Origin of the sequence: Marinoscillum furvescens DSM 4134 (assembly GCF_003386095.1) — a bacterium.
In the GTDB taxonomy this organism is placed as follows: Bacteria; Bacteroidota; Bacteroidia; order Cytophagales; family Cyclobacteriaceae; genus Marinoscillum; species Marinoscillum furvescens.
On record NZ_QREG01000009.1, the window covers coordinates 1 to 23,431 of the forward strand.

Annotated in this window: 30 protein-coding genes and 2 tRNA genes; 14 read left to right on the forward strand and 18 right to left on the reverse strand. The window is 44.9% G+C overall.

The features are described 5' to 3' along the window. Window positions 1–231: hypothetical protein (locus tag C7460_RS24055; RefSeq protein ID WP_221409500.1), on the forward strand; the 231-nt coding region annotated here is incomplete at its 5' end. A 139-nt stretch (window positions 232–370) separates the two neighbouring features. Here C7460_RS24055 and C7460_RS10800 read toward each other — a convergent pair. Continuing rightward, window positions 371–446, reverse strand: a tRNA-His gene (locus C7460_RS10800). A 200-nt stretch (window positions 447–646) separates the two neighbouring features. Between C7460_RS10800 and C7460_RS10805 the strand changes: the two genes are divergently transcribed. Beyond that, window positions 647–1,729: a mechanosensitive ion channel family protein gene (locus tag C7460_RS10805; protein WP_115868120.1), complete on the forward strand. Its 1,083-nt coding sequence runs from the start codon at window positions 647–649 to the stop codon at window positions 1,727–1,729. An 87-nt stretch (window positions 1,730–1,816) separates the two neighbouring features. Continuing rightward, entirely contained in the window at window positions 1,817–2,137 is a 321-nt protein-coding gene (locus C7460_RS10810) for a hypothetical protein (RefSeq protein ID WP_115868121.1), read from the forward strand. On the opposite strand, the gene C7460_RS10815 is transcribed toward C7460_RS10810, so the two are convergent. The 3 genes from C7460_RS10815 to C7460_RS10825 form a co-directional block, all read right to left on the reverse strand. Next, window positions 2,134–2,859 carry a 1-(5-phosphoribosyl)-5-[(5-phosphoribosylamino)methylideneamino]imidazole-4-carboxamide isomerase gene (locus C7460_RS10815; protein ID WP_115868289.1) on the reverse strand — a complete coding sequence of 242 codons (726 nt, stop codon included), beginning with the start codon at window positions 2,857–2,859 and terminating at the stop codon, window positions 2,134–2,136. The two genes, C7460_RS10810 and C7460_RS10815, sit on opposite strands and share 4 nt — an antisense overlap. Before the next feature lie 79 nt (window positions 2,860–2,938). Further along, complete coding sequence (locus tag C7460_RS10820) at window positions 2,939–3,634, reverse strand: response regulator transcription factor (RefSeq protein ID WP_115868122.1); 696 nt, start codon at window positions 3,632–3,634, stop codon at window positions 2,939–2,941. Continuing rightward, window positions 3,621–5,168 carry a sensor histidine kinase gene (locus C7460_RS10825; RefSeq protein ID WP_115868123.1) on the reverse strand — a complete coding sequence of 516 codons (1,548 nt, stop codon included), beginning with the start codon at window positions 5,166–5,168 and terminating at the stop codon, window positions 3,621–3,623. Before C7460_RS10825 ends, C7460_RS10820 begins: the two co-directional genes overlap by 14 nt. 128 nt (window positions 5,169–5,296) lie before the next feature. Here C7460_RS10825 and C7460_RS10830 point away from each other — a divergent pair, with 128 nt between their 5' ends. Next, window positions 5,297–6,160 carry a hypothetical protein gene (locus C7460_RS10830; protein ID WP_115868124.1) on the forward strand — a complete coding sequence of 288 codons (864 nt, stop codon included), beginning with the start codon at window positions 5,297–5,299 and terminating at the stop codon, window positions 6,158–6,160. Here the strand turns inward: C7460_RS10830 and C7460_RS10835 are convergent. Together C7460_RS10835 and C7460_RS10840 are read right to left on the reverse strand one after the other, a co-directional pair. Beyond that, window positions 6,137–6,829 (reverse strand): response regulator transcription factor, encoded by a 693-nt coding sequence (locus C7460_RS10835; RefSeq protein ID WP_115868125.1) that lies wholly within the window; start codon window positions 6,827–6,829, stop codon window positions 6,137–6,139. The genes C7460_RS10830 and C7460_RS10835 overlap by 24 nt on opposite strands. Next, entirely contained in the window at window positions 6,826–8,064 is a 1,239-nt protein-coding gene (locus C7460_RS10840) for a sensor histidine kinase (protein WP_115868126.1), read from the reverse strand. The genes C7460_RS10835 and C7460_RS10840 overlap by 4 nt, the downstream gene beginning before the upstream one ends. 142 nt (window positions 8,065–8,206) lie before the next feature. On the opposite strand from C7460_RS10840, the gene C7460_RS10845 reads away from it, so the two are divergent. Further along, entirely contained in the window at window positions 8,207–8,572 is a 366-nt protein-coding gene (locus C7460_RS10845) for a DUF1573 domain-containing protein (RefSeq protein WP_115868127.1), read from the forward strand. Between the two features lie 39 nt (window positions 8,573–8,611). On the opposite strand, the gene C7460_RS10850 is transcribed toward C7460_RS10845, so the two are convergent. From C7460_RS10850 to C7460_RS10860, 3 genes are all read right to left on the reverse strand, one after another. Further along, entirely contained in the window at window positions 8,612–9,040 is a 429-nt protein-coding gene (locus C7460_RS10850; protein ID WP_115868128.1) for a DoxX family protein, read from the reverse strand. Window positions 9,041–9,119: 79 nt separating this feature from the next. Further along, window positions 9,120–9,194 (reverse strand) — tRNA-Val (locus tag C7460_RS10855). Between the two features lie 15 nt (window positions 9,195–9,209). Continuing rightward, window positions 9,210–9,671, reverse strand: coding sequence for a MaoC family dehydratase (locus C7460_RS10860; RefSeq protein WP_115868129.1), 462 nt, complete (start codon window positions 9,669–9,671; stop codon window positions 9,210–9,212). A 235-nt stretch (window positions 9,672–9,906) separates the two neighbouring features. On the opposite strand from C7460_RS10860, the gene C7460_RS10865 reads away from it, so the two are divergent. The 4 genes from C7460_RS10865 to C7460_RS10880 all read left to right on the forward strand — a co-directional run bounded on the left by C7460_RS10865 (window position 9,907) and on the right by C7460_RS10880 (window position 14,256). Further along, window positions 9,907–10,740, forward strand: a complete 834-nt coding sequence (locus C7460_RS10865; RefSeq protein ID WP_115868130.1) for a universal stress protein — start codon at window positions 9,907–9,909, stop codon at window positions 10,738–10,740. A gap of 3 nt (window positions 10,741–10,743) precedes the next feature. Beyond that, window positions 10,744–11,595, forward strand: coding sequence for a GNAT family N-acetyltransferase (locus tag C7460_RS10870; protein ID WP_115868131.1), 852 nt, complete (start codon window positions 10,744–10,746; stop codon window positions 11,593–11,595). A gap of 4 nt (window positions 11,596–11,599) precedes the next feature. After that, window positions 11,600–14,008: a bifunctional UDP-N-acetylmuramoyl-tripeptide:D-alanyl-D-alanine ligase/alanine racemase gene (locus tag C7460_RS10875; RefSeq protein ID WP_115868132.1), complete on the forward strand. Its 2,409-nt coding sequence runs from the start codon at window positions 11,600–11,602 to the stop codon at window positions 14,006–14,008. Window positions 14,009–14,100: 92 nt separating this feature from the next. Continuing rightward, the gene (locus C7460_RS10880; protein ID WP_170147967.1) at window positions 14,101–14,256 is read left to right on the forward strand and encodes a response regulator transcription factor; all 156 of its coding nucleotides are present in this window, start codon (window positions 14,101–14,103) and stop codon (window positions 14,254–14,256) included. 56 nt (window positions 14,257–14,312) lie between these two features. Here C7460_RS10880 and C7460_RS23745 read toward each other — a convergent pair whose 3' ends face one another. Then, a complete protein-coding gene (locus tag C7460_RS23745) occupies window positions 14,313–14,462 on the reverse strand; it encodes a hypothetical protein (RefSeq protein WP_170147968.1) in 150 nt (49 codons plus the stop codon). A 75-nt stretch (window positions 14,463–14,537) separates the two neighbouring features. Here C7460_RS23745 and C7460_RS10890 point away from each other — a divergent pair, with 75 nt between their 5' ends. Both C7460_RS10890 and purE read left to right on the forward strand, forming a co-directional pair. Beyond that, window positions 14,538–15,677: a 5-(carboxyamino)imidazole ribonucleotide synthase gene (locus C7460_RS10890; RefSeq protein WP_115868135.1), complete on the forward strand. Its 1,140-nt coding sequence runs from the start codon at window positions 14,538–14,540 to the stop codon at window positions 15,675–15,677. Beyond that, complete coding sequence (gene purE / locus C7460_RS10895) at window positions 15,674–16,195, forward strand: 5-(carboxyamino)imidazole ribonucleotide mutase (RefSeq protein ID WP_115868136.1); 522 nt, start codon at window positions 15,674–15,676, stop codon at window positions 16,193–16,195. The genes C7460_RS10890 and purE overlap by 4 nt, the downstream gene beginning before the upstream one ends. 189 nt (window positions 16,196–16,384) lie before the next feature. Here the strand turns inward: purE and C7460_RS10900 are convergent, their stop codons facing one another. Continuing rightward, a complete protein-coding gene (locus tag C7460_RS10900; protein WP_115868137.1) occupies window positions 16,385–17,395 on the reverse strand; it encodes a TerC family protein in 1,011 nt (336 codons plus the stop codon). 122 nt (window positions 17,396–17,517) lie between these two features. On the opposite strand from C7460_RS10900, the gene C7460_RS10905 reads away from it, so the two are divergent. After that, window positions 17,518–17,778, forward strand: a complete 261-nt coding sequence (locus C7460_RS10905) for a hypothetical protein (protein WP_245986309.1) — start codon at window positions 17,518–17,520, stop codon at window positions 17,776–17,778. 31 nt (window positions 17,779–17,809) lie between these two features. Next, window positions 17,810–18,943 (forward strand): magnesium/cobalt transporter CorA, encoded by a 1,134-nt coding sequence (gene corA / locus C7460_RS10910; protein ID WP_115868139.1) that lies wholly within the window; start codon window positions 17,810–17,812, stop codon window positions 18,941–18,943. 6 nt (window positions 18,944–18,949) lie between these two features. On the opposite strand, the gene C7460_RS10915 is transcribed toward corA, so the two are convergent. Beyond that, window positions 18,950–19,462 carry a hypothetical protein gene (locus C7460_RS10915; RefSeq protein ID WP_115868140.1) on the reverse strand — a complete coding sequence of 171 codons (513 nt, stop codon included), beginning with the start codon at window positions 19,460–19,462 and terminating at the stop codon, window positions 18,950–18,952. Between the two features lie 89 nt (window positions 19,463–19,551). Here C7460_RS10915 and C7460_RS10920 point away from each other — a divergent pair, with 89 nt between their 5' ends. Next, a complete protein-coding gene (locus C7460_RS10920) occupies window positions 19,552–20,322 on the forward strand; it encodes an NADase-type glycan-binding domain-containing protein (RefSeq protein ID WP_115868141.1) in 771 nt (256 codons plus the stop codon). Between the two features lie 225 nt (window positions 20,323–20,547). Here the strand turns inward: C7460_RS10920 and C7460_RS10925 are convergent, their stop codons facing one another. The 6 genes from C7460_RS10925 to C7460_RS10950 form a co-directional block, all read right to left on the reverse strand. Further along, complete coding sequence (locus tag C7460_RS10925; RefSeq protein WP_115868142.1) at window positions 20,548–20,889, reverse strand: type II toxin-antitoxin system HicB family antitoxin; 342 nt, start codon at window positions 20,887–20,889, stop codon at window positions 20,548–20,550. A gap of 627 nt (window positions 20,890–21,516) precedes the next feature. Continuing rightward, window positions 21,517–21,690, reverse strand: a complete 174-nt coding sequence (locus C7460_RS23750) for a hypothetical protein (RefSeq protein WP_170147969.1) — start codon at window positions 21,688–21,690, stop codon at window positions 21,517–21,519. Window positions 21,691–22,001: 311 nt separating this feature from the next. Beyond that, window positions 22,002–22,307, reverse strand: coding sequence for a type II toxin-antitoxin system RelE/ParE family toxin (locus C7460_RS10935; protein ID WP_115868143.1), 306 nt, complete (start codon window positions 22,305–22,307; stop codon window positions 22,002–22,004). Beyond that, on the reverse strand, window positions 22,304–22,537 hold the full coding sequence (locus C7460_RS10940) for a hypothetical protein (RefSeq protein ID WP_115868144.1): 234 nt from the start codon (window positions 22,535–22,537) through the stop codon (window positions 22,304–22,306). Before C7460_RS10940 ends, C7460_RS10935 begins: the two co-directional genes overlap by 4 nt. A gap of 310 nt (window positions 22,538–22,847) precedes the next feature. Continuing rightward, on the reverse strand, window positions 22,848–23,045 hold the full coding sequence (locus tag C7460_RS24530; protein WP_221409501.1) for a type II toxin-antitoxin system RelE/ParE family toxin: 198 nt from the start codon (window positions 23,043–23,045) through the stop codon (window positions 22,848–22,850). A 91-nt stretch (window positions 23,046–23,136) separates the two neighbouring features. Next, a complete protein-coding gene (locus C7460_RS10950; RefSeq protein ID WP_115868145.1) occupies window positions 23,137–23,355 on the reverse strand; it encodes a hypothetical protein in 219 nt (72 codons plus the stop codon). Window positions 23,356–23,431 lie beyond the last annotated feature (76 nt).

Genomic DNA, 23,431 nt, shown 5'->3' on the forward strand with positions numbered 1-23,431 from the left:
TCGGCTTCCTTCATGCAGGTCTTCACAGACAATACACTTGCCGCTCAGCTAGTACTTCCCCTCATCGGGCGTACAGAGGACTTGTCCCTTTTTTTTTTTAAAAAAAAACTCACCTCCAAGTATTTGCGCCCTGCCGGGCGCACACAAAAAAAAAGCAGCTACATCTTCATGCAACTGCTTTTATCAAGGGTGGAAGATCGGGGGCGATGGGACCGACCCTTCGGCCGATGACTTCCTCAACCACAATCCCATAAAATCCTTTCATATCGATTCTTAAGAAAAGTCTGGATAGCTTGAGGGATTTCAAAAACTCAAAACTCCTTAAAACAAAAAAAAAGCAGCTACATCTTCATGCAACTGCTTTTATCAAGGGTGGAAGATCGGGTTCGAACCGACGACCTCCTGAACCACAATCAGGCGCTCTAACCAGCTGAGCTACAACCACCGTTTGTCCAACTACACGGCAAGTCCGTGATTTTTGGGAATGCAAAGTTAAATCCATTATTGGATTAATAAAAAAATAATTTCAACGAAATATTCATTTACACCAAAAGCCAACACAAACGCAACTTTTACCCTGATCTACTCAAACAATCCACGCCTTTTAGGACTTGTTTTTACTTCTTAAATTTCCAATTTTCAACTTATGTCCGAACTCAAATCCTGGCTTCATTATCTGACATCATTGGAATTTCCAGTTGCTAATTTGATAGCTGGACTACTCATCGGTCTTCTGATCAACTGGGTAGTGTATATCTCTCTGGCTATTACCTCTAAAAAGGCTCGATCCAACGACCTGTTGATCTTACGTAAGCATTGCAAAGGCGCCTTCAACTTTTTTGTACCTGTTTTATTCATCTTCATCGCGCTACATTATGCCGATGACAACAGCTTCAAAGATTTGCTCATGGTCTTGCTTCGCATCTTGCTGGTAGTAGCTACTACTCATTTGCTCATCCGCTTTGTCTATAGCCTGGAAGCCATCTTTTTGGAGCGTTATCAAATCGATAAAGAAGACAACCGAAGGGAACGAAAAATTATTACTCAATTAAACTTCGTGAAAAAGACGTTCATTATCGTTTTGGTAATGATCGGTCTGGCTGTAATCCTCTTAAGCTTTGAGGCAGGCCGTAAATATGGACAAACTATCCTTACCTCTGCAGGAGTGGCCAGTGTCATTATAGGCTTTGCAGCACAAAAGTCTATAGCCAATTTTCTTGCTGGTATTCAGATTGCTTTTACACAACCCATCAAGATAGATGACGCGGTGCTGGTAGAGGGTGAGTGGGGATGGATAGAAGAAATAAACCTGACCTATGTGGTAGTGAGGTTGTGGGACTGGAGGCGCCTGGTACTTCCCATTACTTATTTCATAGAAAAACCCTTTCAAAACTGGACCCGTAACAAGGGTGAAATTATTGGCTCGGTGATGTTGCACCTGGACTACCGCACACCTGTCCCTGTTTTGCGTGAGCAACTTACCACAATCCTAAACAATGAACCTCTATGGGATGGGAAGGTTAATTCACTACAGGTGGTAGACACCCGAGAACATTATATAATGGTACGGGCGCTAATGTCTGCCAAAAACTCTCCGATGGCATGGGACCTGCGCTGCAGTGTTCGCGAGCAGCTAATCAGCTACTTGCAAAAGCATCACCCCGAAAGCCTTCCCATACAGCGTATGGACATTCAGCGGACTTTTCATGATGAATCTCATACCGAATAGACGAAAAAAATTACGATATGCTAACGTTCCCACAAGATTTTCGTAATTTTACTCAAAATCATTACCCTGAAAAGCTTCTTAATTATATTGATCACCCTGATTTCTGCCATTAGCTCGAACCTGGCAATTGCAGGAATTACCGAAGACAAGTCGTCTTTGAAAGGGTCTTCTATATCCAACAACACGGAAGAAAAGAAATCTGAAGAGCCCGTGGAAGAAGAAGCTCTAAGTGAACCTTCAGCCGAAAATTCTACAACCGCTTCCAGCGGTGGTGTGTACCACACTCAGGCTCCCGATAGCACCAATCTCAACTCTGTCTGCAAGTTTAACTTCATCTTTTATTTTATCTACAAGATGAAATATGACGATGCGCCAGCCGGAGCTAGTCAGCTCAACTTCGAATTTTAAGTAGAGGCGATAAATGCTTCCAGCTCTTTGAGCGAAATGCGCCCTTCATAGAAGGCCTTACCAAAAATAACGCCGTACACTCCCATATCATGTAATCTTTTGATATCGTCGATGTTGCGTACTCCCCCACTGGCAAAAAGGCACAACTCTGGGTAATCTTTGAGCAGGCGCTCATACAAGTCAAAAGAGGGGCCTTCCATGATCCCATCTTTAGAAATGTCCGTAGTTTTTAGGTATTTGAGTCCACGATCATAGAAAAAGCTGATGTGCTCATCCAGTGGCAATTTGGTGTCTTTTTGCCAGCCGCCCACCTTGATGAGTCCGTTGAGGGCATCAGCACCAAGCGCAATTTTTTCTCTGCCATATGACATAATCCAGTTGGCAAAGAGCTCTTTATTATACACTGCAATAGTAGCAGCTGTAATGCTTTCCGCACCAAACTCCAGCGCTTTGAGTATATCTCCATCGGTATGAAGACCTCCAGCAAAATTAATTTTCAAATCGGTATGTCCGGCGATTAGCTCCAGAGTAGGGTAATTGACAGGGGTGCCTTTTTTGGCTCCGTCCAAATCGATGAGGTGAATACGCTTGATTCCATGATCGGCAAATCGCTCGGCAACATCCAGCGGACTCACGTCGTAGACTTTTTCTCGGGTATAATCGCCCTGGGTGAGGCGTGCGGTTCTGCCACCGATTACCGAAATGGAAGGTACTAGTCGCATAGGTTCTTTTTTGGGTTTTATGAAGTTAGGGTACGTGCCGGGCTGATCACCCAGACTCAACAAAGATATAAGATGAGTACTAATTCATCTGTACCAATTTGAAGCCTTCTCCATGAACCGTCAACAGCTTAAGGGATTCTTCTTCACGAAGGTATTTGCGGAGCTTGGCAATGTATACATCCATACTGCGCGCATTGAAATACGAATCATCTTTCCAGATTTTTTTCAGTGCGATGGTACGTGTCACGGTTTGATTGAGGTTTTCAAAAAATAGCTTTAGAAGCTCGTTTTCTTTGGTGGTAAGCCTGACGGGCCCAGAAGGCAACTCTAGCGAATTATTGGCATGTTGGTATTTCAGTTTGCCTATCACCAATTCTTCAGGAAGCTCCTGCCGAGAGGCTCCCTTCATGGTACGGTGCAAGACCGCCTGTATTCTCATCAGCAGCACCTCCATGCTAAAAGGTTTGGTGATATAGTCATCTGCGCCGATTTTAAACCCTTTGATGACGTCTTCTTTCATCGACTTAGCTGTGAGAAAGATGATGGGAATGTCCGCATCGATTTCTTTGATTTCTGTAGCCAGCTGAAAACCGTCTTTTTTAGGCATCATCAGGTCCAGGATACACAGATCAAATTTACCGGGTTTAAACGCCGCGGCCCCTTCTTCCCCGTCTCTGCAAAGCGTGGTGGTATACCCTTTGAGGTTTAGGTATTCATTGAGTATTTGGCCGAGGTTTTCGTCATCTTCGGCGATCAATAGTCTAGGCTTCTCCATGATGTACTGGTAATGTGATGGTAAACTTACTACCCTTTCCCCATTCGCTTTCTACACTCACTGTGCCGCTATGCATTTCCACCATTGTTTTTACGTAGGCGAGCCCCAGTCCAAAGCCTTTCACATTGTGAATGTCGCCAGTGGGCACGCGATAAAACTTTTGAAATATATGATTTTGGGCTTCTTTAGTCATCCCTATGCCTCGGTCCTGTACAGAAATATGCACATTTTTTCCTTTGGCATACATGCGAATGGTAATATCAGGTGCGTCGTTGGAGTACTTATTGGCATTTTCCAGCAGGTTTACCAAAATATTGGTAAGGTGCGTAGGATCGCCATACACTTGTATATTGGGAGCATTGTCTATTAGTCGAATAGTACCCTGGCGAGATTCTACTTGTATCATTGTTTTTTCACGTGCATGCTCCACCAGCTCTTTTAGCTGCATTACTTCGCATTTGAGCTCTATGTCGTTACGGTCGAGGGCGGCCATATGCAAGACCCGCTCCACTTGCTCACCCAGTCTTTTGTTTTCATCTCCTATCATTTTTAGATACCGCTCGCGCATGCCTTCCATCTGTTTGATCTCCCGGTCACTCAGGGCCTCGCATGCCAGCGAAATGGTAGCAATTGGCGTTTTCAGCTCATGCGTCATGTTATTGATGAAGTCGTTCTTCATCTCAGAAAGCTTTTTCTGACGCAATATGGTGTGAATAGAGTACCCAAACGAACCAACAATCACCAGTACCAGCAGTCCCGAACTAGCCATGGTCAACCAGATTTTGCTTAGCAGGTATTGTTGCTTATCAGGAAAGTTGACCACCAGCCAGTTTTGCTCGCCGATCAGGTCGTTGGGAAACAGGCTAGCTCGCAGTTCACTTTTTTCTAGTGCTTCTTTATGGTCACGGTTATTGATCAGGAGTAGTCGGTTGTTGATGGGAGATACCACAGCATAGTTGAAGGGTATGTCTATGCCTCTGTCTCTAAATTCCCCAGCCAGCAGGGAGTCCAACTGGTGAGGGTTGAAGCGGGACATTACCGACCGCTCGGAGATCAGCATGTTTTCAAGTACCTGAAAGACCATCTCACTTTTGCGGGTAGCTCGGGCTATGTGTTCGTCCAGGTAGTTTTGTGTGCCTGGGGAGAGTTTAGGCCGGGGACCTTCATAGTGCTCTGCTGAAAACTGAATACTACCCCCGGCAGTTTGTGCCTGAAAATCAAAAACGATGTTTAAACCCTGACCACTTTGTAAGGTATCTGAGTAGATTTTCACTCCGGGACTTCCCGGAGCAGCAGGCTGTGGAGGTTGTGGGGGCTTTACTCCAGTGAAAGGATATGCCTGATGAAAGGCATATAGCGCTTCTTGCTTTTCGAGCTTTTCTGAAACAGCATGTATGGCCTCCATAGCATCACGCTTAAAACGCTCCTCATTGGCCCGAATCACAGAGTCTATCCAAAACCACTGAAAGCCAATTAGCCCCAGAAGTGCCAGACTCATTAGCGCTACCATCCATCGAAGTGTCGATCGCTTCATGTAGCAAATCTACGGCAAAAGTGCCCCTCACGTTCGCCATTAACCTTTTTTAACAACCATTAACCACCTTTTAACGTCTCTGCCTCAGCCATTTCCGTAAGTTCGCTACAGACCTAAATGGCTAAAACATGAAAAAGATTATCCTCCCCCTACTGGCAGCACTCATGATCATGAGTCAGGAGTCTGCCGCCCAAAAGTCTTCCGACGAAAACGAAGTACAGGTAAAAATCTCCCGAGAAGTAGACGGTGAGATGATACATTTTGAAAAATCATATCCTTCTGAAGAAGCCATGCGCTCAGATGAAGAGCTACAGGAGTTTATCGGCAAAGAAAACTCGTTTCCGTTCGACCCGCCTCCAGCTCCACCACACCCCCAGATTTGGCATCCAGGTGCCAACATGACTTTTCACTTTGATGGCGACAGCCTCTCCAAAAGAATAAAAGTCCTGACTGACTCTGGGCACTATGCTTTCAGTTATCATCTTGATGACATGGAGGAGCACATGAAAGACATGAAAGTCATCATCGACAGGCAACTACAAAATGTGCAGGACATGGACTTTCACATCGCTATGCCCGATATGGACAGCCTCCAGGAAAACATCGAAGTAATGGTGAAAAAAATCGCAGATGTAGATCATAAGCCGCCGACTCCAACCCCAACAAGAGACATCTCCATCAGCCCTGATGTAAGTGCTTTTGGTAAACGTGCCCGACTCAAAGACCATGAACGTCTAGAACTCAATGACCTGGGTGTGAAAGTATCTCCGCTGGCATCCATCTACCTACGGATGGAGACCCCTGATTCGGAGGCAGATCTCACCATAAGTGTACGAGACACAAACGACCGGCTGCTTTTTCATCAGCTCATTCCTGCTTTTGCAGGACGCTACTCACAGCACATAGACCTCCGAAAATATGATGCGGGAGACTATTTGCTCACACTGCAGCATGGCGACAAAAAGCTGCTAAGAAGCATTACGATCAAGTAAAGTAAACCCCACCCCATGGTGGTTTTTGATTTCAAGGTTTGAGTCAGCTTTGAGATACTTTCGAAGCCTGGATATAAAAACATCCAGGCTTCGGCCTTTGAAGTAGTCGTTTTCACCCCAAATAGCGATGAGAATATCTTCGCGCTTTACCAGCCGATTGCTGTTTTCAGCAAGTAACTGCAACAGCTGAGCTTCCATTTCTGTAAGCTGGCTGGTGTGGCCTCCTCCTTCCAGCTGATAGTTTTGTGGGTCAAAAGTCAACGTCCCGATAGTAAATTTTTCAGCATCCCGAGGCATAAGAATAGTTCGGCGTAAAAAAACCCGTATGCGGTGGGTAAGTTCTGGCACTGAAAATGGTTTGGTAATGTAGTCGTCTCCACCTATCTCAAATCCGCGCAATCGATCCTCCTCCATGGATCGAGCGGTCAAAAACAAAATGGGCACCAGCTCATCATGCGCTCGAATGTTCTTGGCCAGTGTGAAGCCGTCCATACGAGGCATCATGACATCTACCAGGCATAGGTCTGGTGCATGAGCCTTGTAGGCCTCCAGTGCAGACGCTCCGTCACTGGCCTGTACCACCTTAAAACCTTCCTGCTCTAGCTGGTCAGCCACCACAAAAGAGAGGTTTTCATCATCCTCGGCTAATAAAATTACAGGTTGCTTCATGCTATGGGCAGTTTAATGCAAAATTCGGTCTCTTCTGTGTTGCTCACGAGCGATACGCGACCTCCTATCTTCCGAATGGCTGTTTTCACAAAATATAATCCCAGACCAAAGCCTTTCACGTCATGGCGGTCCTTGTTGCCTATCCGATAAAACTTTTCAAAAACCTTTTTTTGATCTTTCTTCGGAATACCCACTCCATCATTGATTACCCTTATGCGCACATGTTTTCCCTCCTGTTCTCCTACTATTCTCACGTAAGTGTCACCATATTTGAGGGCATTGTCTAATAGGTTGTCCAGTACGGTTTCCAACAAAATACTGGGAGCGCTCACCTGTAGGTCTTTGAGCGAATTGATATCAGACTCTACATTTTTCGGTGTTTCGGGCAGGTCTCTGAGTTTGCGCTCTATCAACTCGCGAATAGCTATCAGCTCCACATGCTCCTTTCTTTCACCCTCAAGCTGTGCGGTCTGCAGCAGCCGGTGCACATGCTGCTCCAGGCGTGCAAGCTCTGAACGCATCACTGCGGCATATTTTTCCATTTTACTCCCTTCTTGCGCTTGCCGGTCCACATATCCAGCCGCCACTTGTAGTGTGGTGAGTGGAGTTTTAAACTCATGGGTCATGTTGTTGATAAAATCTCGCTGGACTTCACTGAGACGTTTTTGACGAAGGATTACCACCAGAGCGTAGCTAAAAAAAATCAAAATCACGAGCGTAAGACCGGAGGTCACTTTCCAGATACCAAGTTGGTTGGCGAGACCAGAAGCCTTGCCCGGAAAATAGAGGCCAAAGTAGTACTCGTCTTTTGCCAGCTTGGGAAGCTTGCCAGTAGGCTTTGCGCCATCAGCGCCCTTTAGTCTCACAAAATCACCATAAACCATCCGATCTGACTGACAGTCATACACGCCATACTCATAATCCTGATCTATATGGTATTTGCGGAGTTCTGCACGCAACAGATAGTCCAGCGATTGTAGGTCTATCTGATAGTTGGTACGGGCAATGAAGTAGTTGCTGCTTAATTGGTCGATTGGATCAATAGAAGGAATGTCATTACCGTTGGCCTCACACAGTCCTTCTACCACGTTGTGCAGGGCCATTTGCACATTGCGGTTAAACTGCTCTTCCTGCTTGTCCATGGCCTGTGAAACCCAAAAGACCTGTACCACCACAATTGCCACCATAGACAGGGAGCCTAGTACCACCAAAAACCTAATGGGCGTGTTTTTCATCTAGTGAAAATAACACCTTTCAATCAGGACCTATAAAAATGACGGGGCACTTTAACATCTCATTAACAATCATTAGGAGATCATTAACAGCCATTTCAAAACTAAAAAGACAGCTTTGGGTCAACACAAAACTTAACGAATTATGAAAAAAATCTCTTTCATCCTCATGCTCGGCATAGCAGTAGCTGCTATGGCTGCTACTGCTCCTATCAGTTGGAAAAGCACCCAGCTAAAGTTGGGTCAGGTAAAAGCCAATGTGGCTATACCGCTAACGTTTGAGTTTACCAATGTATCCGACAAGCCTGTGACTGTATTGGAAGCCAAAGGCTCCTGTGGTTGTACCAGTGTGAAGTTTCCCCAGGATGCCATAGCACCGGGAAAAAGCGCCACAATAACCGCCTCTTTTCGGTCTGGCAAAGTGGGTACATTTAAAAAGAACATCCGGATTCGTACGGACCAGTCAGAAGCATATACTTACCTGTATTTTACGGGCGAGGTAGTACACTGAAGACTTTTTGCCGGGGACCTTGTCCCTGGCTATCACTGATTAATATCGATCAGACTTTTTGCCAAACAGTACGGCATCCAGAGAAAACTTGCCCGCACCCATAAAAAGAATAGCAGAGAAAGCCACCAGATAACTTATGGCCAATTCCTTGCTACTAAGTGGATCGCTACCATGCACGACAAATACCGCTACACACATAGCAATGATGAGCGGAATCACTGTAAGTCTGGTAGCAAAACCAAGCGCTACAAGAAGAGCACATACAAGCTCTGCAAACACGGTAAGTCCTAATGATACCGTGCCTCCCAGGCCTAAAAAATCCATGAACTTGGGCGCTATTCCTTCAAAGTTGGTGAGCTTGCTATACCCATGTGTCATCATCATCAGACCAAAACCCAGTCGTAGAAAAAGTGAGGCAAAATTTACTGAAGAGGAAGTGGTCCTCGGGGCCAAAAAAGTGTTGATCATCGCTATCTATGAATAAGTTGCTGTTAAATCAAAAAATCTTACTTTTTAATCAATCAGGCGATGATTGTCTGGTCAAGTGTGAGGCATACTGGATTCGAACCAGTGACCTCTACCCTGTCAAGGTAGCGCTCTAAACCAACTGAGCTAATGCCTCAAAAGTCACTAATACTTAGGACTCAAAGTGATACAGCAGCATAAGTGTAGCTGTAAATGCCGGTTTTTTTTGTCCGGTGATTTCCATGCGTGCACCTATTTCCGCTTTACAAATGCCGCGGAGGTTGGTCACATTTTCCAGGTGAGCATGTAGTACTAGCTCGCTCCCCACTGGCACCGGTTGATTAAACTTCAATTCTTTGATCCCATAATTCACCATCATCTTCAGGTTATTGGGCTTCAATATCTGTGCCCACATGGTAGGGACAATAGACAGGGTAAGATACCCATGTGCGATGGTGCTGCCAAATGGTCCTTCGGCAGCTTTTTCTTCGTCTACATGAATCCACTGATGGTCCATTGTAGCATCCGCAAACTTATTAATCTGCTCCTGTGTGATAACCAGGGGCTCAGAATGTCCAAGGTCTTTACCAATATATGTGGCAAACTCCTCAAAACTTCCAATCTCTAATGGCATAGCTAAAAACTCCGTTTAGTTTGAAAAGGTGTAGATCTTAGCATTCCGGTGGGAAATACTGAAAACAGCAACAATGTTACAAAAACCCCACTGAATACCCACAAATCATCGTTAGAAATATCCACAACAGCACACTTTTTTTCCAGTGAGTTTTTCAACATTGACTCATTTCAATTGTTGGGATATTAAACAGAATCAAATTACTTTTAATTACAAACCAAATCACCGGACTCTCATGCAAATCAACAATATACTCGTCCCTGTAGATTTTTCAGAATGTTCCAAAAATGCATTGAAGATTGCCATAGGTTTTGCTAAGCAGTTCAACGCTAAAATTCATATGGTAAACGCTGTGCACGTCCACCATCCTCATCCAGATTTTGTAGGTGGCAGTTTGATAGACTCTATCATGCTGGATTATGAAAACCAGGTAAAAGACAGCTTCGAAGAATTGGAATCAGAAATTATTGAGCTAAAAGACGTCCCTCATGAAGCAGACCGATTTATCTCCTACCTCACCGATGCTATCTACACGGAATCTCAGCAAAAGGATATCGACTTGATCGTGATGGGTACGCGCGCAGAGCACGACAAAATCGAACACCTGATCGGCACAAGATCTACGGACATAGTAGAATCCTCTGAAGTCCCTGTAATGGTGATACCTGAAGAATATCGAGAGTTTGCTCCTAAAAAAATAGGTTTCGCTTCGGACCTCTCAGAGATAGTCAACTTCCAGCGGCTAAAACTAATCGACCTCTTTGCGAAGCTATATGATGCCGAGGTAATGGTATTCTCCATAGTGGATGACCCGGAAAAGCTAACTGCTTCAGACCAAAAACATCTCAAAGAAATCGTAAAAAGATTTGAGGGCACCAATTGCTCGGCAAGAACGGTTCAGGCTGATTCTATCACAGAAGGTATCGTCCAGTTCTCAGAAAAGCACCAGCTGGATATGCTAGCCATGCTTCCGCGTCAGCGCAATTTCTTCGAACGGCTGTTTAAGCGATCGATTACAAAAAACATAGCCATAGACATCAAAATTCCTCTCTTGAGCTTTCATGAGTAGCACATGGCCTTACAAATAGCAGCTTTCGAAGAGGAAGATTGGATGTCGCTGTATGAGGCATTTCTTTCTGCTTTCTCCAATTATTTCGTGCGATTTGCACCTAGCAAGGAAGATTTCGAGAAAAGAATTTTTCATAAACTCTACATAGATGGCCCGCTAAGCCGGCTGGCCTGGGAAGACGGGCAGGTGGCTGGTTTCCTACTGCATACTCATGGCCCCTATCGGGGAAAGTCCACTCTATACAATGGTGGCACCGGCGTAGTTCCTGCCTTTCAAAGACAAAATATTGCCACCAGGCTATACGAAAACTTACTACACCACCTGAGCGCAGCTCCGGCTATCCAACAAATCGTGCTCGAAGTAGTGGACCAAAACCAGGCTGGCCTCAAGTTTTATGAGCAGCTGGACTTCAAATACACTCAGTCGTTCAAGTGTTTTAAACTTACTACGCCTGTAGAAGAACGTCTATTAGAAGGCATCAACTTTCACACACCATCGAATTGGGCCAGTTACGATGAGCTATTTTCGATACAGCCGGCCTTTTTGGACACTAGTGACCATCTCACGCATAACAAAGCTAACGAGCACATCATAGAAGCCACCCATAATGACCAGGTGGTGGGTGCCGTCATTTTCCAACCCCATCTGGGGCGAATAAGCCAACTAGTGGTAGACGAAGCCTGGCGGGCGCGAGGCATAGGGCGTCAGCTGTGTGCCAGAGCACAAAAGGTCAGTAAAGGCAAGCCCCTCACGCTTATGAATGTCACAGAAGATGCATACGACACCATAGAAGCACTGGAAGCCATCGGCTTTGTGAATGAAGTCAATCAGTTTGAGCTGGAATTGATAATTTAGCCTCATGCACATTCAGGAGCTCGTAGCAGTACTCGAGGCCCAGCACATCGCTGGTGGGCACAATGCCAATATCAAAAAGCTGGTCTTTGATTCACGCAAAGCTACCGGGTCTGATGATGAGCTGTTCATAGCCCTAAAAGGCCTCCATCACGATGGCCACCAGTTTTTGGCTCAAGCCCATGCCACGGGCATTCGAAACTTTCTCCTAAGCAGTAAAGCAGACCTGCCGGAGAGCAACCAAATCATCGTACCGAACACGCTCACTGCGCTGCAATCTCTGGCCTCTAAGCACCGCTTACAGCACACATATCCCGTAGTAGGTATCACCGGCAGCAATGCCAAAACCATCGTCAAAGAATGGCTCTCCACCTTGCTCAGCCAAAAATGGCAAGTAGTAAAAAGCCCCAAAAGTTATAATTCGCAGCTGGGCGTACCGCTTTCGGTATGGGAAATGAACGATCAGCATGAGATCGCTGTGTTTGAAGCCGGCATATCTGCCTCCGGAGAGATGCAAAATCTCCAGCAAGTCATTCGGCCCACCATGGGGATCTTCACCAATATCGGTGAGGCTCATGCTGCAGGATTTGCCAATCAGGCGCAAAAATCACGCGAAAAAGCACTGCTTTTTTCAACTGCAGAAAATGTCATCTACCGTTATTCACACCACATCGTGGGAGATGCGCTCACATATCATCAGCATCCAGCTACCTCGTGGGACATCCACTGCCCAGAAGCGGCAATCAATTTTGAAGTGCAAGGAAGCACCTACAGGTGCACATATCAGGGAAAATCCCTGAAGCTCAATATCCGCTGGACCAATGCCTGGGATATAGAAAACCTACTGCATGCCGTGGTAGCTGCGTGGCTTTTAGGCGAAAGCCCGGAAGAAATACAACGAGGTATAGACTCACTAAAGCCTGTACCTATGCGCCTGGAGCTAAAACGTGGACGCAACCACACGCACATTCTGGACGATACTTACAACAATGACCTGCAAGGCTTATCCACTGCACTCGACTACCTGAAACAGCAGCCTGCCCAAAAGCAGCGGACGGTAATTCTTTCCGACATATTACAATCGGGCAAAGAGCCAACAGCGCTCTACCAAGAGGTCAATACGCTACTCAAAAACCATGAAATTAGTCGGCTAATAGGGGTAGGCAGCGCACTTCAAAAGCACCAACACCTCTTTGAGATCCCATCTACCACCTATAGTACGGTGGACGATCTCCTTAGAGCTACACCTCACTTCGGACAGGAGACCATCCTGGTCAAAGGGGCTCGTGATTTTGGTTTGGAAAAAGTGGTTCGCTATCTGGAAGAAAAAAGTCACGGCACAGTACTGGAAGTCAACTTTGAGTCGATCCAGCACAACCTCAGCGTCTACCGACAATACCTACAACCGGGAACCAAATTGATGGTCATGGTGAAAGCCTTTGCCTATGGTGTGGGCACAGAGGAGATCGCCAATCTCCTGCAGTACCACCAGGTAGATTACCTCGGAGTGGCCTATCTGGATGAAGCCATTGCTTTGCGCGAAAGCGGCATACAGCTACCCATCATGATTATGAACGTGAGCTGGGAGCACTTTGAGCTGCTGAGCACCTTTAGGCTAGAGCCAGAAATCTATAGCCTATCTATGCTGAAGCACTACCTGGAGGTGTGCCCAGACCCGATGCCCATTCACCTGAAGATAGAAACAGGGATGAACCGGCTAGGCTTTGAGTATGAAGAACTCAGCGAAGTAATCACTCTGCTGAAAGCCAATCCGAGCATCAAAGTTGCTGGAGTATTTACACACTTTTCCAGTGCAGATAGCCAAGAAGAGGATGGCTATACCCAGCAGCAAGGAGAGCGCTTCGAGAAGGCGTGTCAACTTTTGAGTAATGCGCTGAACTATGCTCCACTTCGCTATGCAGTAAATTCTGCAGGCATCATCAGATGGCCCCAATATCATTTCGATATGGTGCGACTGGGCATCGGACTGTACGGGTTTGATAGCTCTGGCAGCACACAGGCACTTCGCCCCATCAGCACACTCAAAACACGCATCTCACAAATCAAAAAACTACCTGCGGGAGCTACCGTCGGCTACTCACGCAAAGGAAAAATCACTCAGCCTTCTGAAATAGCGACCATAGCCATCGGCTATGCCGATGGCTACTCGCGGCTGTTTGGCAATGGCAATGCCTATGTGCTGATCAATGGCCAAAAGGCCTATACCATAGGCAATGTATGCATGGATATGACCATGGTAGATGTCACTGGGCTCAATGTCAAGGCTGGTGATGAAGTCATTGTTTTTGGAGAGGATCCGAGCATCGCTGATCTGGCCAGGTGGTCACAGACGATACCTTATGAAATCTTGACCAACGTAAGTCAACGGGTAAAGCGGGTGTTTGTGAGTGAGTAGGCATCTGTCCTATTCAAACATAATTAGAATCCACTGCATTCACAGAATCTAATGCACTCACTCCACGGGAGCGGGAAGTTCTGGAGCTTATCGTGGAAGGTCTTTCTACTCCAGAAATTGGCGACTCACTGTGCATAGCAGTTCGAACAGTGGAGACTCACAGAAAGTCCATCATGGAAAAGCTAAATGTCTCTAAAGTAACTGCACTTGTTCGTAAAGCCATCAAACTGGGTCTGGTAAAAGCCTGATTGGAGCACTAAATCAGGTTTGGCATGTGGTGCAATGTCCACAGTTTCAACCAAGCCTAACCTCCACACCCAAGATTTTTGCGAAAAGCATCACGAGGAACTTCTGATAATTTTTCGTTTTTGTTTTTCCCTTCCTCCTCTTGCAGCGCTTTCTCTTTCATTTCCTTCAATCGCTTTTCGAGTTTTTCTTTCTTTTGGTCGTCCATAGTATGATAACCGAGTAGATGCAGCTCTGGTTGCTTATCGACGAAATAAAAGGCAAAATTTCGCATCTTTGCGCCATGAATCGCGACATAACTGATCTGAAAATAGGTGTGCTCGGCGGTGGTCAGCTGGGCCGCATGATGCTACAGTCTGCCATCGATTTTAATCTGGACATCCACATGCTGGACCCAGACCCGAAGGCCCCTTGCGCCAACATCGCTGCAAGCTTTACCCAGGGTGACCTCAAAGACTATGACACGGTGATGGCCTTTGGGAAGGACAAAGACCTCATCACCATCGAGATAGAAGCTGTAAATACCGATGCGCTCAAAGCACTGCAAGCTGATGGCAAAAAAGTCTTTCCTCAACCTGAGATCATCGAAATGATTCAGGACAAGCGAAAGCAAAAAACTTTCTACAAGGCCAACCGCATCCCTACGGCAGATTTTATCCTGACTGAAAACAAGGCTGAAGTACTCGCCAACAAGGATTTCCTGCCAGCTGTCAACAAGCTGGGCAAAGGCGGGTATGATGGTCAGGGGGTACAAATTCTAAAAAATGAAGCCGACCTGGAAAAGGCTTTCGAAGCACCTTCACTACTCGAAAAACTGATCGATTTCAAAAAAGAACTTAGTGTAATAGTAGCTCGAAATGAGTCTGGAGAGGTGAAATGCTTCCCGCTCGTAGAGATGGCCTTCCACCCTACCGCAAATCTGGTAGAGTTCCTTTTTGCCCCAGCTGAGGTGAGTAAAACAATCGAAGAAAAGGCCTATCAACTAGCTACCGATGTGATCAACCAGCTGGATATGGTTGGGCTGCTAGCGGTGGAGATGTTTCTGACACAAGACGATGAAGTGCTGGTCAATGAAATCGCTCCACGCACGCACAACAGCGGCCACCAGACCATAGAAGCCAACATTACTTCGCAGTTTGAGCAGCACCTACGCGCCATTCTCAATTTGCCCCTGGGTGCCACAGACCTCATCAGACCTGCAGCCATGGTAAACGTACTCGGAGAAGATGGTTATACTGGAAATGCGCAGTACGAAGGACTAACAGAACTCATGGAGCTCTCTGGAGTACACTTGCATCTCTACGGCAAAAAGATTACGAAGCCCTTCAGAAAAATGGGGCACATCACACTCACTGACTCAGACGTGACCTCTCTCAAACAAAAAGCACTAAAAGTAAAAGAAATACTAAAAGTAAAAGCATGAGCACACCACAAGTAGGAATCATCATGGGCAGCCAATCGGATCTGCCAGTAATGTCAGAAGCTGCAGAAATCCTGGAAGAGCTCGGCGTGACTGTAGAAGTGACCGTAGTATCTGCCCACCGCACTCCGCACCGTATGGTGGAGTATGCTGAAAAAGCTGCAGGCCGTAGCCTCAAAGTGATCATAGCAGGTGCAGGTGGCGCTGCTCACCTTCCGGGCATGGTAGCTTCCCTCACCACACTCCCCGTCATAGGTGTACCCGTAAAGTCTCGCAACTCCATAGATGGATGGGATTCGGTGCTTTCCATTTTGCAAATGCCCGGAGGCATCCCTGTAGCCACTGTAGCACTCGACGGAGCTAAAAATGCCGGCATCCTTGCAGCGCAGATGATTGGCGCTTTTGATGATAAAATCGCCAAAAACGTAGCTGACTATAAAGAGTCACTAAAAGAAAAAGTACTGGACTCTGCCAAATCACTGGAAGAAGGCGGTTGGAAAGCCAAAAAGATTGGCTTCTAAACGCTTGCAGCAAAAACATTCTATAGAAGGCACCCTTGAGGTGCCTTTTTTATTTTATCCCTGAAATCCTGATTGTAAATGGGACCAGCTATTGGCCGGACCAACACCATCATAGACATCACTTCCCTACAATCAAAAAGGCCACTCTTTCGAAGTGGCCTTATTAGAATTAAAGTCTTAATAGGCCGCTTAAGATACCTTTTCGGCCTCTACCAGCTCAGGTTTTTTAGGGAAGATGAGAGATAATACAATAGAGGCAAAGAGCACAAACATGATCACCCCAAACGACAAAAAGGTGGGAATGTGTACATGATCAGTGCCAAAGAGGTAGCCGATGCCCTGCTGAAGGATTTCCATCTCTAGCATCATCTTCGCACCAATGAAGATCAGAACAAGAGACAGCCCTTTTTGGAGCAGATAAAACTTATCCAGTACATTGGCTAACAAAAAGAACATCGCTCTCAGGCCCATGACCGCAAAAATATTAGATGTGTAAATCACAAATTCATTTTGAGTGATTGCGAATGCGGCCGGGATAGAATCTACGGCAAAAATCAAGTCAGTGGTCTCGATTAGGATGATGACCAGAAAAAGTGGAGTAAACAATCGCTTTCCATTTTCCACAACCCAAAACTTACCATCCGCATCTTGAGTGGTAAAAGGAAGTACTTTTTTGGTCCACTTCATCACCGGGTTTTTCTCCGGCTCTATGTCCATATCCTCGTCTTCGTTGTAGATTTTGATACCTGAGTAGATAAGAAACGCCCCAAACACATACAAAATCCAGTGGAACTGTGCGATGAGCAGCGCCCCTACAAAGATGAAAATGGCCCGGAACACAATGGCTCCCAATATTCCCCAGAAAAGGATATTGTGAAAATACTCTTCTTTTACATTGAAATAGCGCAGGATCAGCAGTATAACAAAGATATTGTCTACAGAAAGTGCTTTTTCAGTAACGTAAGCAGAGAAAAACTCAAAAGTAGCAGCTGGACCTTCTCCATAAAAGTAGATCAGCATACCATAGCCAACAGAGACAGCCACCCAAAACAAACTTTGGTAGAGGGCCTCTTTTTGAGAAACTTTTTGGTGAGCCTTGTGAAAGACTCCTAAATCCACGAGAAGAAACAGGATGATAACAGCCCCGAAAACTCCAAAGAGAAGGCCTTCGTTTTCACCAGAGAATAAGGTCAATAACATAAAGTAACGAATAAAATTAGGGCGTACCCAAAGCTGGCTTTTTGGATAAACAAAGAAAGCAAATAAACGGCAATATTAAAACTCTAATTTTCTACCTAACAATCTGTCTATGAAGTGGTTTTTTGAGTATCTTAAAAGTAAAACTTACGCTTATTGATATGCCGGGAGTTGTTTTTGATATTATCTTGTGTGGAGTAGTATACGGCGTGCTGTTGTTATTCATTTTTTTCAAAAATCAAGACAATAGGAAAAACAATGACGAGGGCGATGACGAGGGTGGACTTCCCGTATCACTTCCTCCAGATATAGATCTCCCTCCCGGAGTATGTTTGCCAGATGATCCCAGGGTGGTAAAAAAAGACCCTGAAGAAGTTTTTGCTTAATTATTAATGCTTTCATATTTCTTTGCCTGACATGGTAAAAAAGCAACTATCCAAACTAAAGCAGATCACAGATCCGATCACCGATCTCAAAAAGTACAGCCCCATCACGCTTAGCCGCAAACGCCCTAAAACGGGACTGGCGCCTGGAAGCCTCATTTATACGGGCAAAGTCTACACAGACAAAGTAAACATCCATGTGATGGACTATACCAATGACCGGATAGACGAAATAGACATAGAAAATCCTGAAGACCTGCGGCAATACAATCACCCCGACTCAGTCACCTGGATCAATGTGCAAGGTCTGCATGACGTGTCAGTAATATCAAAAATCGGAGAACTACTTGGCCTTCACCCGCTCACGCTGGAAGATATTCTAGACACCAACCAGCGCCCGAAAGTAGAGGAGTTTGAAGATCATCTGTTTATCTGCATGAAAATGATCAACCATGTAGAGGCGCACAACAAAGTGGACATAGAGCAGATGAGCATGGTAATCCACGAAAATTTTGTGATTTGCTTTCAGGAAAAACCGGGAGACGTGTTTGATGACATTCGCACCCGACTCAAAAACGGTCGTGGGCGTGCTCGCAAGAGAGGTGCTGACTACCTGGCCTACATGCTCATGGATATTGTGATAGACTTCTACTACGAGACGCTGGACCAGGTCTGGGCCAAGATCGAGCGACTGGAAGATCTGGTGGTGCGCAAGCCGGAGCGAATCGAACTACGGGATATTCAGGTGGTACGAAAGGACCTTATCCAGCTTAGACGCTACATGTATCCGGTACGCGATGTAGTCCACAACATCTCCACTCGTAATGCACAGTTTTTCTCCGAGAGCACGCTGATGTTTGTGCGCGACTCTTACGATCATGCCGTGCAGGTGGTAGAAAACCTGGACACTTACCGAGAGATACTTACCAGTGTGATGGACCTCTACCTGTCACAGCTCAGCATGAAAATGAATGAGGTGATGAAGGTACTGACGATCATCGCTACCATTTTTATACCACTTACCTTCATAGCAGGCATCTATGGAATGAACTTTGAGTCTATGCCTGAGCTCGGCTGGGACTGGGCTTACCCGCAGGGCTTCTATGCCATGATCGGGGTAGTCACAGTCATCATGATTATTTACATGAAAAGCAGGAAGTGGTTGTAGCTTGTGTTATTTTTCGAGAATTGAGGCTAGGTAAGTGTTTTCACGCAAAATTCTATTGGACTTTCGCACACTCACAAAACCATAGGTGAGGCCTGTGACCACTAAAACCTTCCAAAATATACCCGTCCACAAATACGCCGGGTCAATAAACAGCATTCCCAGATAATATACCATAATCAGCACCAAAGGCACTCCCATGGCTACTAGTGGGTTTTTGTAAGTAAGCAGCGCAAAACCAATAAACATGACTGCCAAAAGCAGATTTAAAACCAATGCGAACACCGCTTCGTCTGGCATTAAAGGTGAAAAAGAAATTACCAAGTAGAATACACCAATACCAAAAAGGATTTTTCGAGCAGTTTTGAGTCGCTTCCATGACTCTTCCACATCACTCTTTTGGGTCACCTGCCGTGCTATGAAAGTAGCTTGTTCTTGTTCTGAGCCCTGAATAGGATAGCTACAGACGGTGCAGTGGCTGGAAGTTTGATTTTCTGATTTACAATTTTTGCAAGTAATCATAGCTAATCTTAATTAGAGTAGGAATAAGTTTATTCAGTGAATATATTATTTTTTTCAAATAACGCAATCCCTAAACCAACACATTACCCATGAAATTATTCAATAAAAGAACTCTCTTTATTCTTATTTTACTAATTGGCAAGAATATCTCAGCTCAATCCATCCCTACACTTACACCCACTATTGGCAAAATGGTGGACTTTACTCCTGAGATCAAAGCCGAATGGGTCATCCGGGATAAAGCCATGCAAGACCTGACGGACGGCAAGCGAACATGGGAAGAGTTGACTCCCGAAGAAGAGGAGCTTTTCACGAAGTATGGAGAAGTGTACGAAAGCATGTGGGACATAGTAGGAAGAGCCTGCAGTTGGTACTGTGGAGGTGGTCTGGACACACAAACAGCCTCTTCTTCGCTCAGCCCTCAGGGATCCAATACCTACAGCCCTGAAAATGCCCACGACCTCAGCTATGAAACGGCTTGGGTAGAGGGCGCTGATGACTATGGCATAGGTGAGTATATTGAATACCACCTCCGCCCGGAAAACCCCAGAATCACCGAAATCATTGTAGTGAATGGCTATGTGAAAAGCGACGCTGCATGGAAAAATAATAGCCGTGTAAAAAAACTCAAAGTGTACCTAAACGACCGTCCACTTGCGTACTTGGCTTTGGAAGACAGTAAAGCAGAGCAGCACTTTGCAGTGAAGGCAATCGGATACGCAGATCGAAAGGACATGGATGCGCTTAAGTCTAAGCCTGCCTCAGTCCTCAAGTTTGAGATCGTGGAGATTTACCCCGGCCTAAAATGGAAAGACACTGCCATCACCGAAATCTTCTTTGATGGGATAGACGTGCATTAAGCAGCTCTTTGTGGTGATAGTCTGTATATTCTCATTTATACCTATTAAGAATTTCAGCATGAGCCGTCAAATTTTCAGGATTAGTAGATTCCTCATTGGTGTCCATCACTTCGCGTGACTTATGCTGCCCCGTCTGGACTTCACTCCCCTTGGTTAATTGAGGCTCGATATGGCTACTGAACTAAAACTCTTCTTTACTATTAAAGCTGGGTTTGTATGGTGAGCTCAGGCAGGTTCTTTTGTAACTCTGGATCTAATGGCCTCTGCTACAAAATTATTCAAGGAGGTTTTAGACTCCATTGCTAAAAGTGCCGCCTTTTGATGTAATGATGCCGGTATTCTCACATTAAAGCTCCCCTTAAACGGCTTTTCAGGGGTCTTCCCAGCTTCTTTACAATCAGCCAGATAATTATTAACAGCCTCTCTAAAATCATCTTCCAGCAGCTTTCCAGTCTCACCTTCATAAGAGATCAATCCTCTAATCCCTAATACTTTTCCATAGAGCAAATTATCCTCTGGACTGTACTCTATGCTGCCTGTGTAACCTTTGTATTCCAGATATTTCATAACCCTAAAATTTGTTTTATCTGTCGCATTTGGTATTTCTTCATAATCCCACTTGGATGTGGTTTATGTAACATGATTGGTATGCCATCTGCATTCTCAAACTTCACTCTTGATGCAGAGGTCTTCCCCTTTTTCACTTCTTCAAACCAAAGTATCCAAGTAGTTTAACCACCTCATCATAATGAAAACCTGATGGCATACTTAAAAACTTAGCAATAAGTTTTTCTTTCTTAGAAACAACTCAAAGCAACTATATTTAGTTGCATTTAGCAAGCTCCAATGAAATGCGAGTCGGCCTGAGCTCGCCAGGGAGTGGGACTACCAGAAAGGCTTTTTCGCCATCATAGGTATGGTGACGCTCGTCATGTTCATCTACATGAAAAGCAGGAAGTGGTTGTACGTACAGTGAAGTTGCTGTCGCTAAAGGCCACACTACATACCGGTGTGTGCTTGACTCATGAAGTTTCTATTGTGAGGCGAAACGCTCGCGCCAACAGAAGAAAGACAGTCGCTCGCCTGTTGGACAATAATCTACCCTTGCAACAAAGGTGTTTTGAGATTTTCGAAAGACTTACTGATTTCTGCTGAACTTCTTATCCGGATGTTGCCAGTTACTAAAAATATCTGTTATGAAAACAGTTTCTCCCTCCACACGATAAATGATCCTGTAATGAAGTTCCAAACATAGCGAAGTTCCTTTCTTAATAGCCTGAGGTCTTCATCAATACGTCCTCTATTGGCTAGATTTTTAAGGCTCAATGCTCGATCTACTATTTGACTGACGATTTTTGTGGCTTTCATCGGTGAGGCCTATTCCGAGTAGTATTCGTGGATTTCTTTGAGACGTAACTCTGCTTTCGCGGTAATCACCACCTCCATTTACCAATTCTTTATTTCTTCTTTCAAAACACTTAAATTCTTGACCTGGCCTTCTTTAATGACTTGTTCAGAAGCTTCTGCCCTGGATATTAGATCCGCCTTGGTGATAATACTACCATCAGGGTTCTATCCAACAGCATTTCCCTCATCAGAACTCTGCAAAACCTCCTTAATCTTTTGAATGATGCTAACATTCGCTCGCACCAGCTTGGGGGCGGACTTGTGCGGCTGGATTAGCCTTTCATTTTCGAAGGGTCTTGCCGAGTGTCAAAAAAATCTGTTACGCAGATTAATCCACCTTCGAGCCTGTAAATGATCTTAAAATAACCGTGTATGATTCTTCTGTGTCCTTTTCCTAAATGCTCCAGATATTCCTCTTGCTGATAATGATTATAAGTGGTTACCAGATTGTCAGCTTTATCCAGCATGGCATTTCTAAACTCAAGTATTTTTTCTAAAGACCAGCCTTGTTCTTCCAACAAAAAACGTAACGATTCATCCAGACTCTCGTAGGATTGATCGGTATAGACTAATTTCATATACCTAAGCGAGCATTCAATTTTTTCTCCATCTCTTCCCTGTTCATCACTCTTCCTTCTTTAATGTCCCGTTCGGCTTTTAAGGCTCTGGAAGTCAGTTTTTCTTTCAGCACAGGGTTTATTTCTTGTTGCTCTTTTTTAAGTACTGATTCCAGCTTTTCAATGACCTTCTCATTACTGATGGCCAGAATTTCCTCAATAAAATGAAGTTTTCTTGTTTGCAAATCCATAATGTAAAGTTAACGATTTTCATTCCCAAAAAATTTATCCCATCGGATGAAACTGATTAACGTCTTCATTTAGCCCTTCCATGCCGCCCTAAAGCCAGTGCGGGTTTTTTGTCGAATGAAGCCTTATACCCAGGTTCTTTTCGGAATTACCTTTATCTCTTCAATACACTACAGGCACACGCGAAACGCGTTTGCCAGCGGGAGTTTTGGACACGAGCGAAACGTTCGCGCTTGCGGGGGGACACACACATAAACCTGCTCCACCTACTTTTATTGAACAGCAGTGGCCAGTTGGAAATTACCTGATGGGTTATTCCTGATTTGGTTCTTGGCTAGTATGTAAGACATTCAAGATGTCGATAGATTTTTCGTTAACCTGATAAACTATCCTATAACTCCACCGAAAAAATCTCCTGATATTTTCCGGGTTATTGGGATAGTATTCGTCTAATTGATATTTCTCTGGATAAGTATTCAAGCCTCTCGAGGCATTTCTGATTTTACTCATTTTGCTGCAGGAACTGAATCTTGTTTGATATGATCGTAATGCTCCTTTAAAGATTCTATGGCTCTATCTGACCAAATGACTTTTTTCTTTCTCACCAGTTATCAGATTCCTTTTCCAGATCATCAACACTAAGACATTTTCCTTCTTTTATTTGCTGTCTGGCTTCATCAATAGCTCCAACGTATTCTTCCCCGGACATGGGCTTGAAAGGGCCTTTTGTTCCTTTCAAAAGCGTGTAGATTGCCTCTAGCTTTTCGCTATCCCTAATGGCATCAATGGCTTGATGAAGCTGTAATTCTGATACATTCATGAATGCTGTCTTTTCTACAAAATAACAATTTCACACCGCTTTTCATTCATGGAAAGTGAATGAAATGATGGACAAT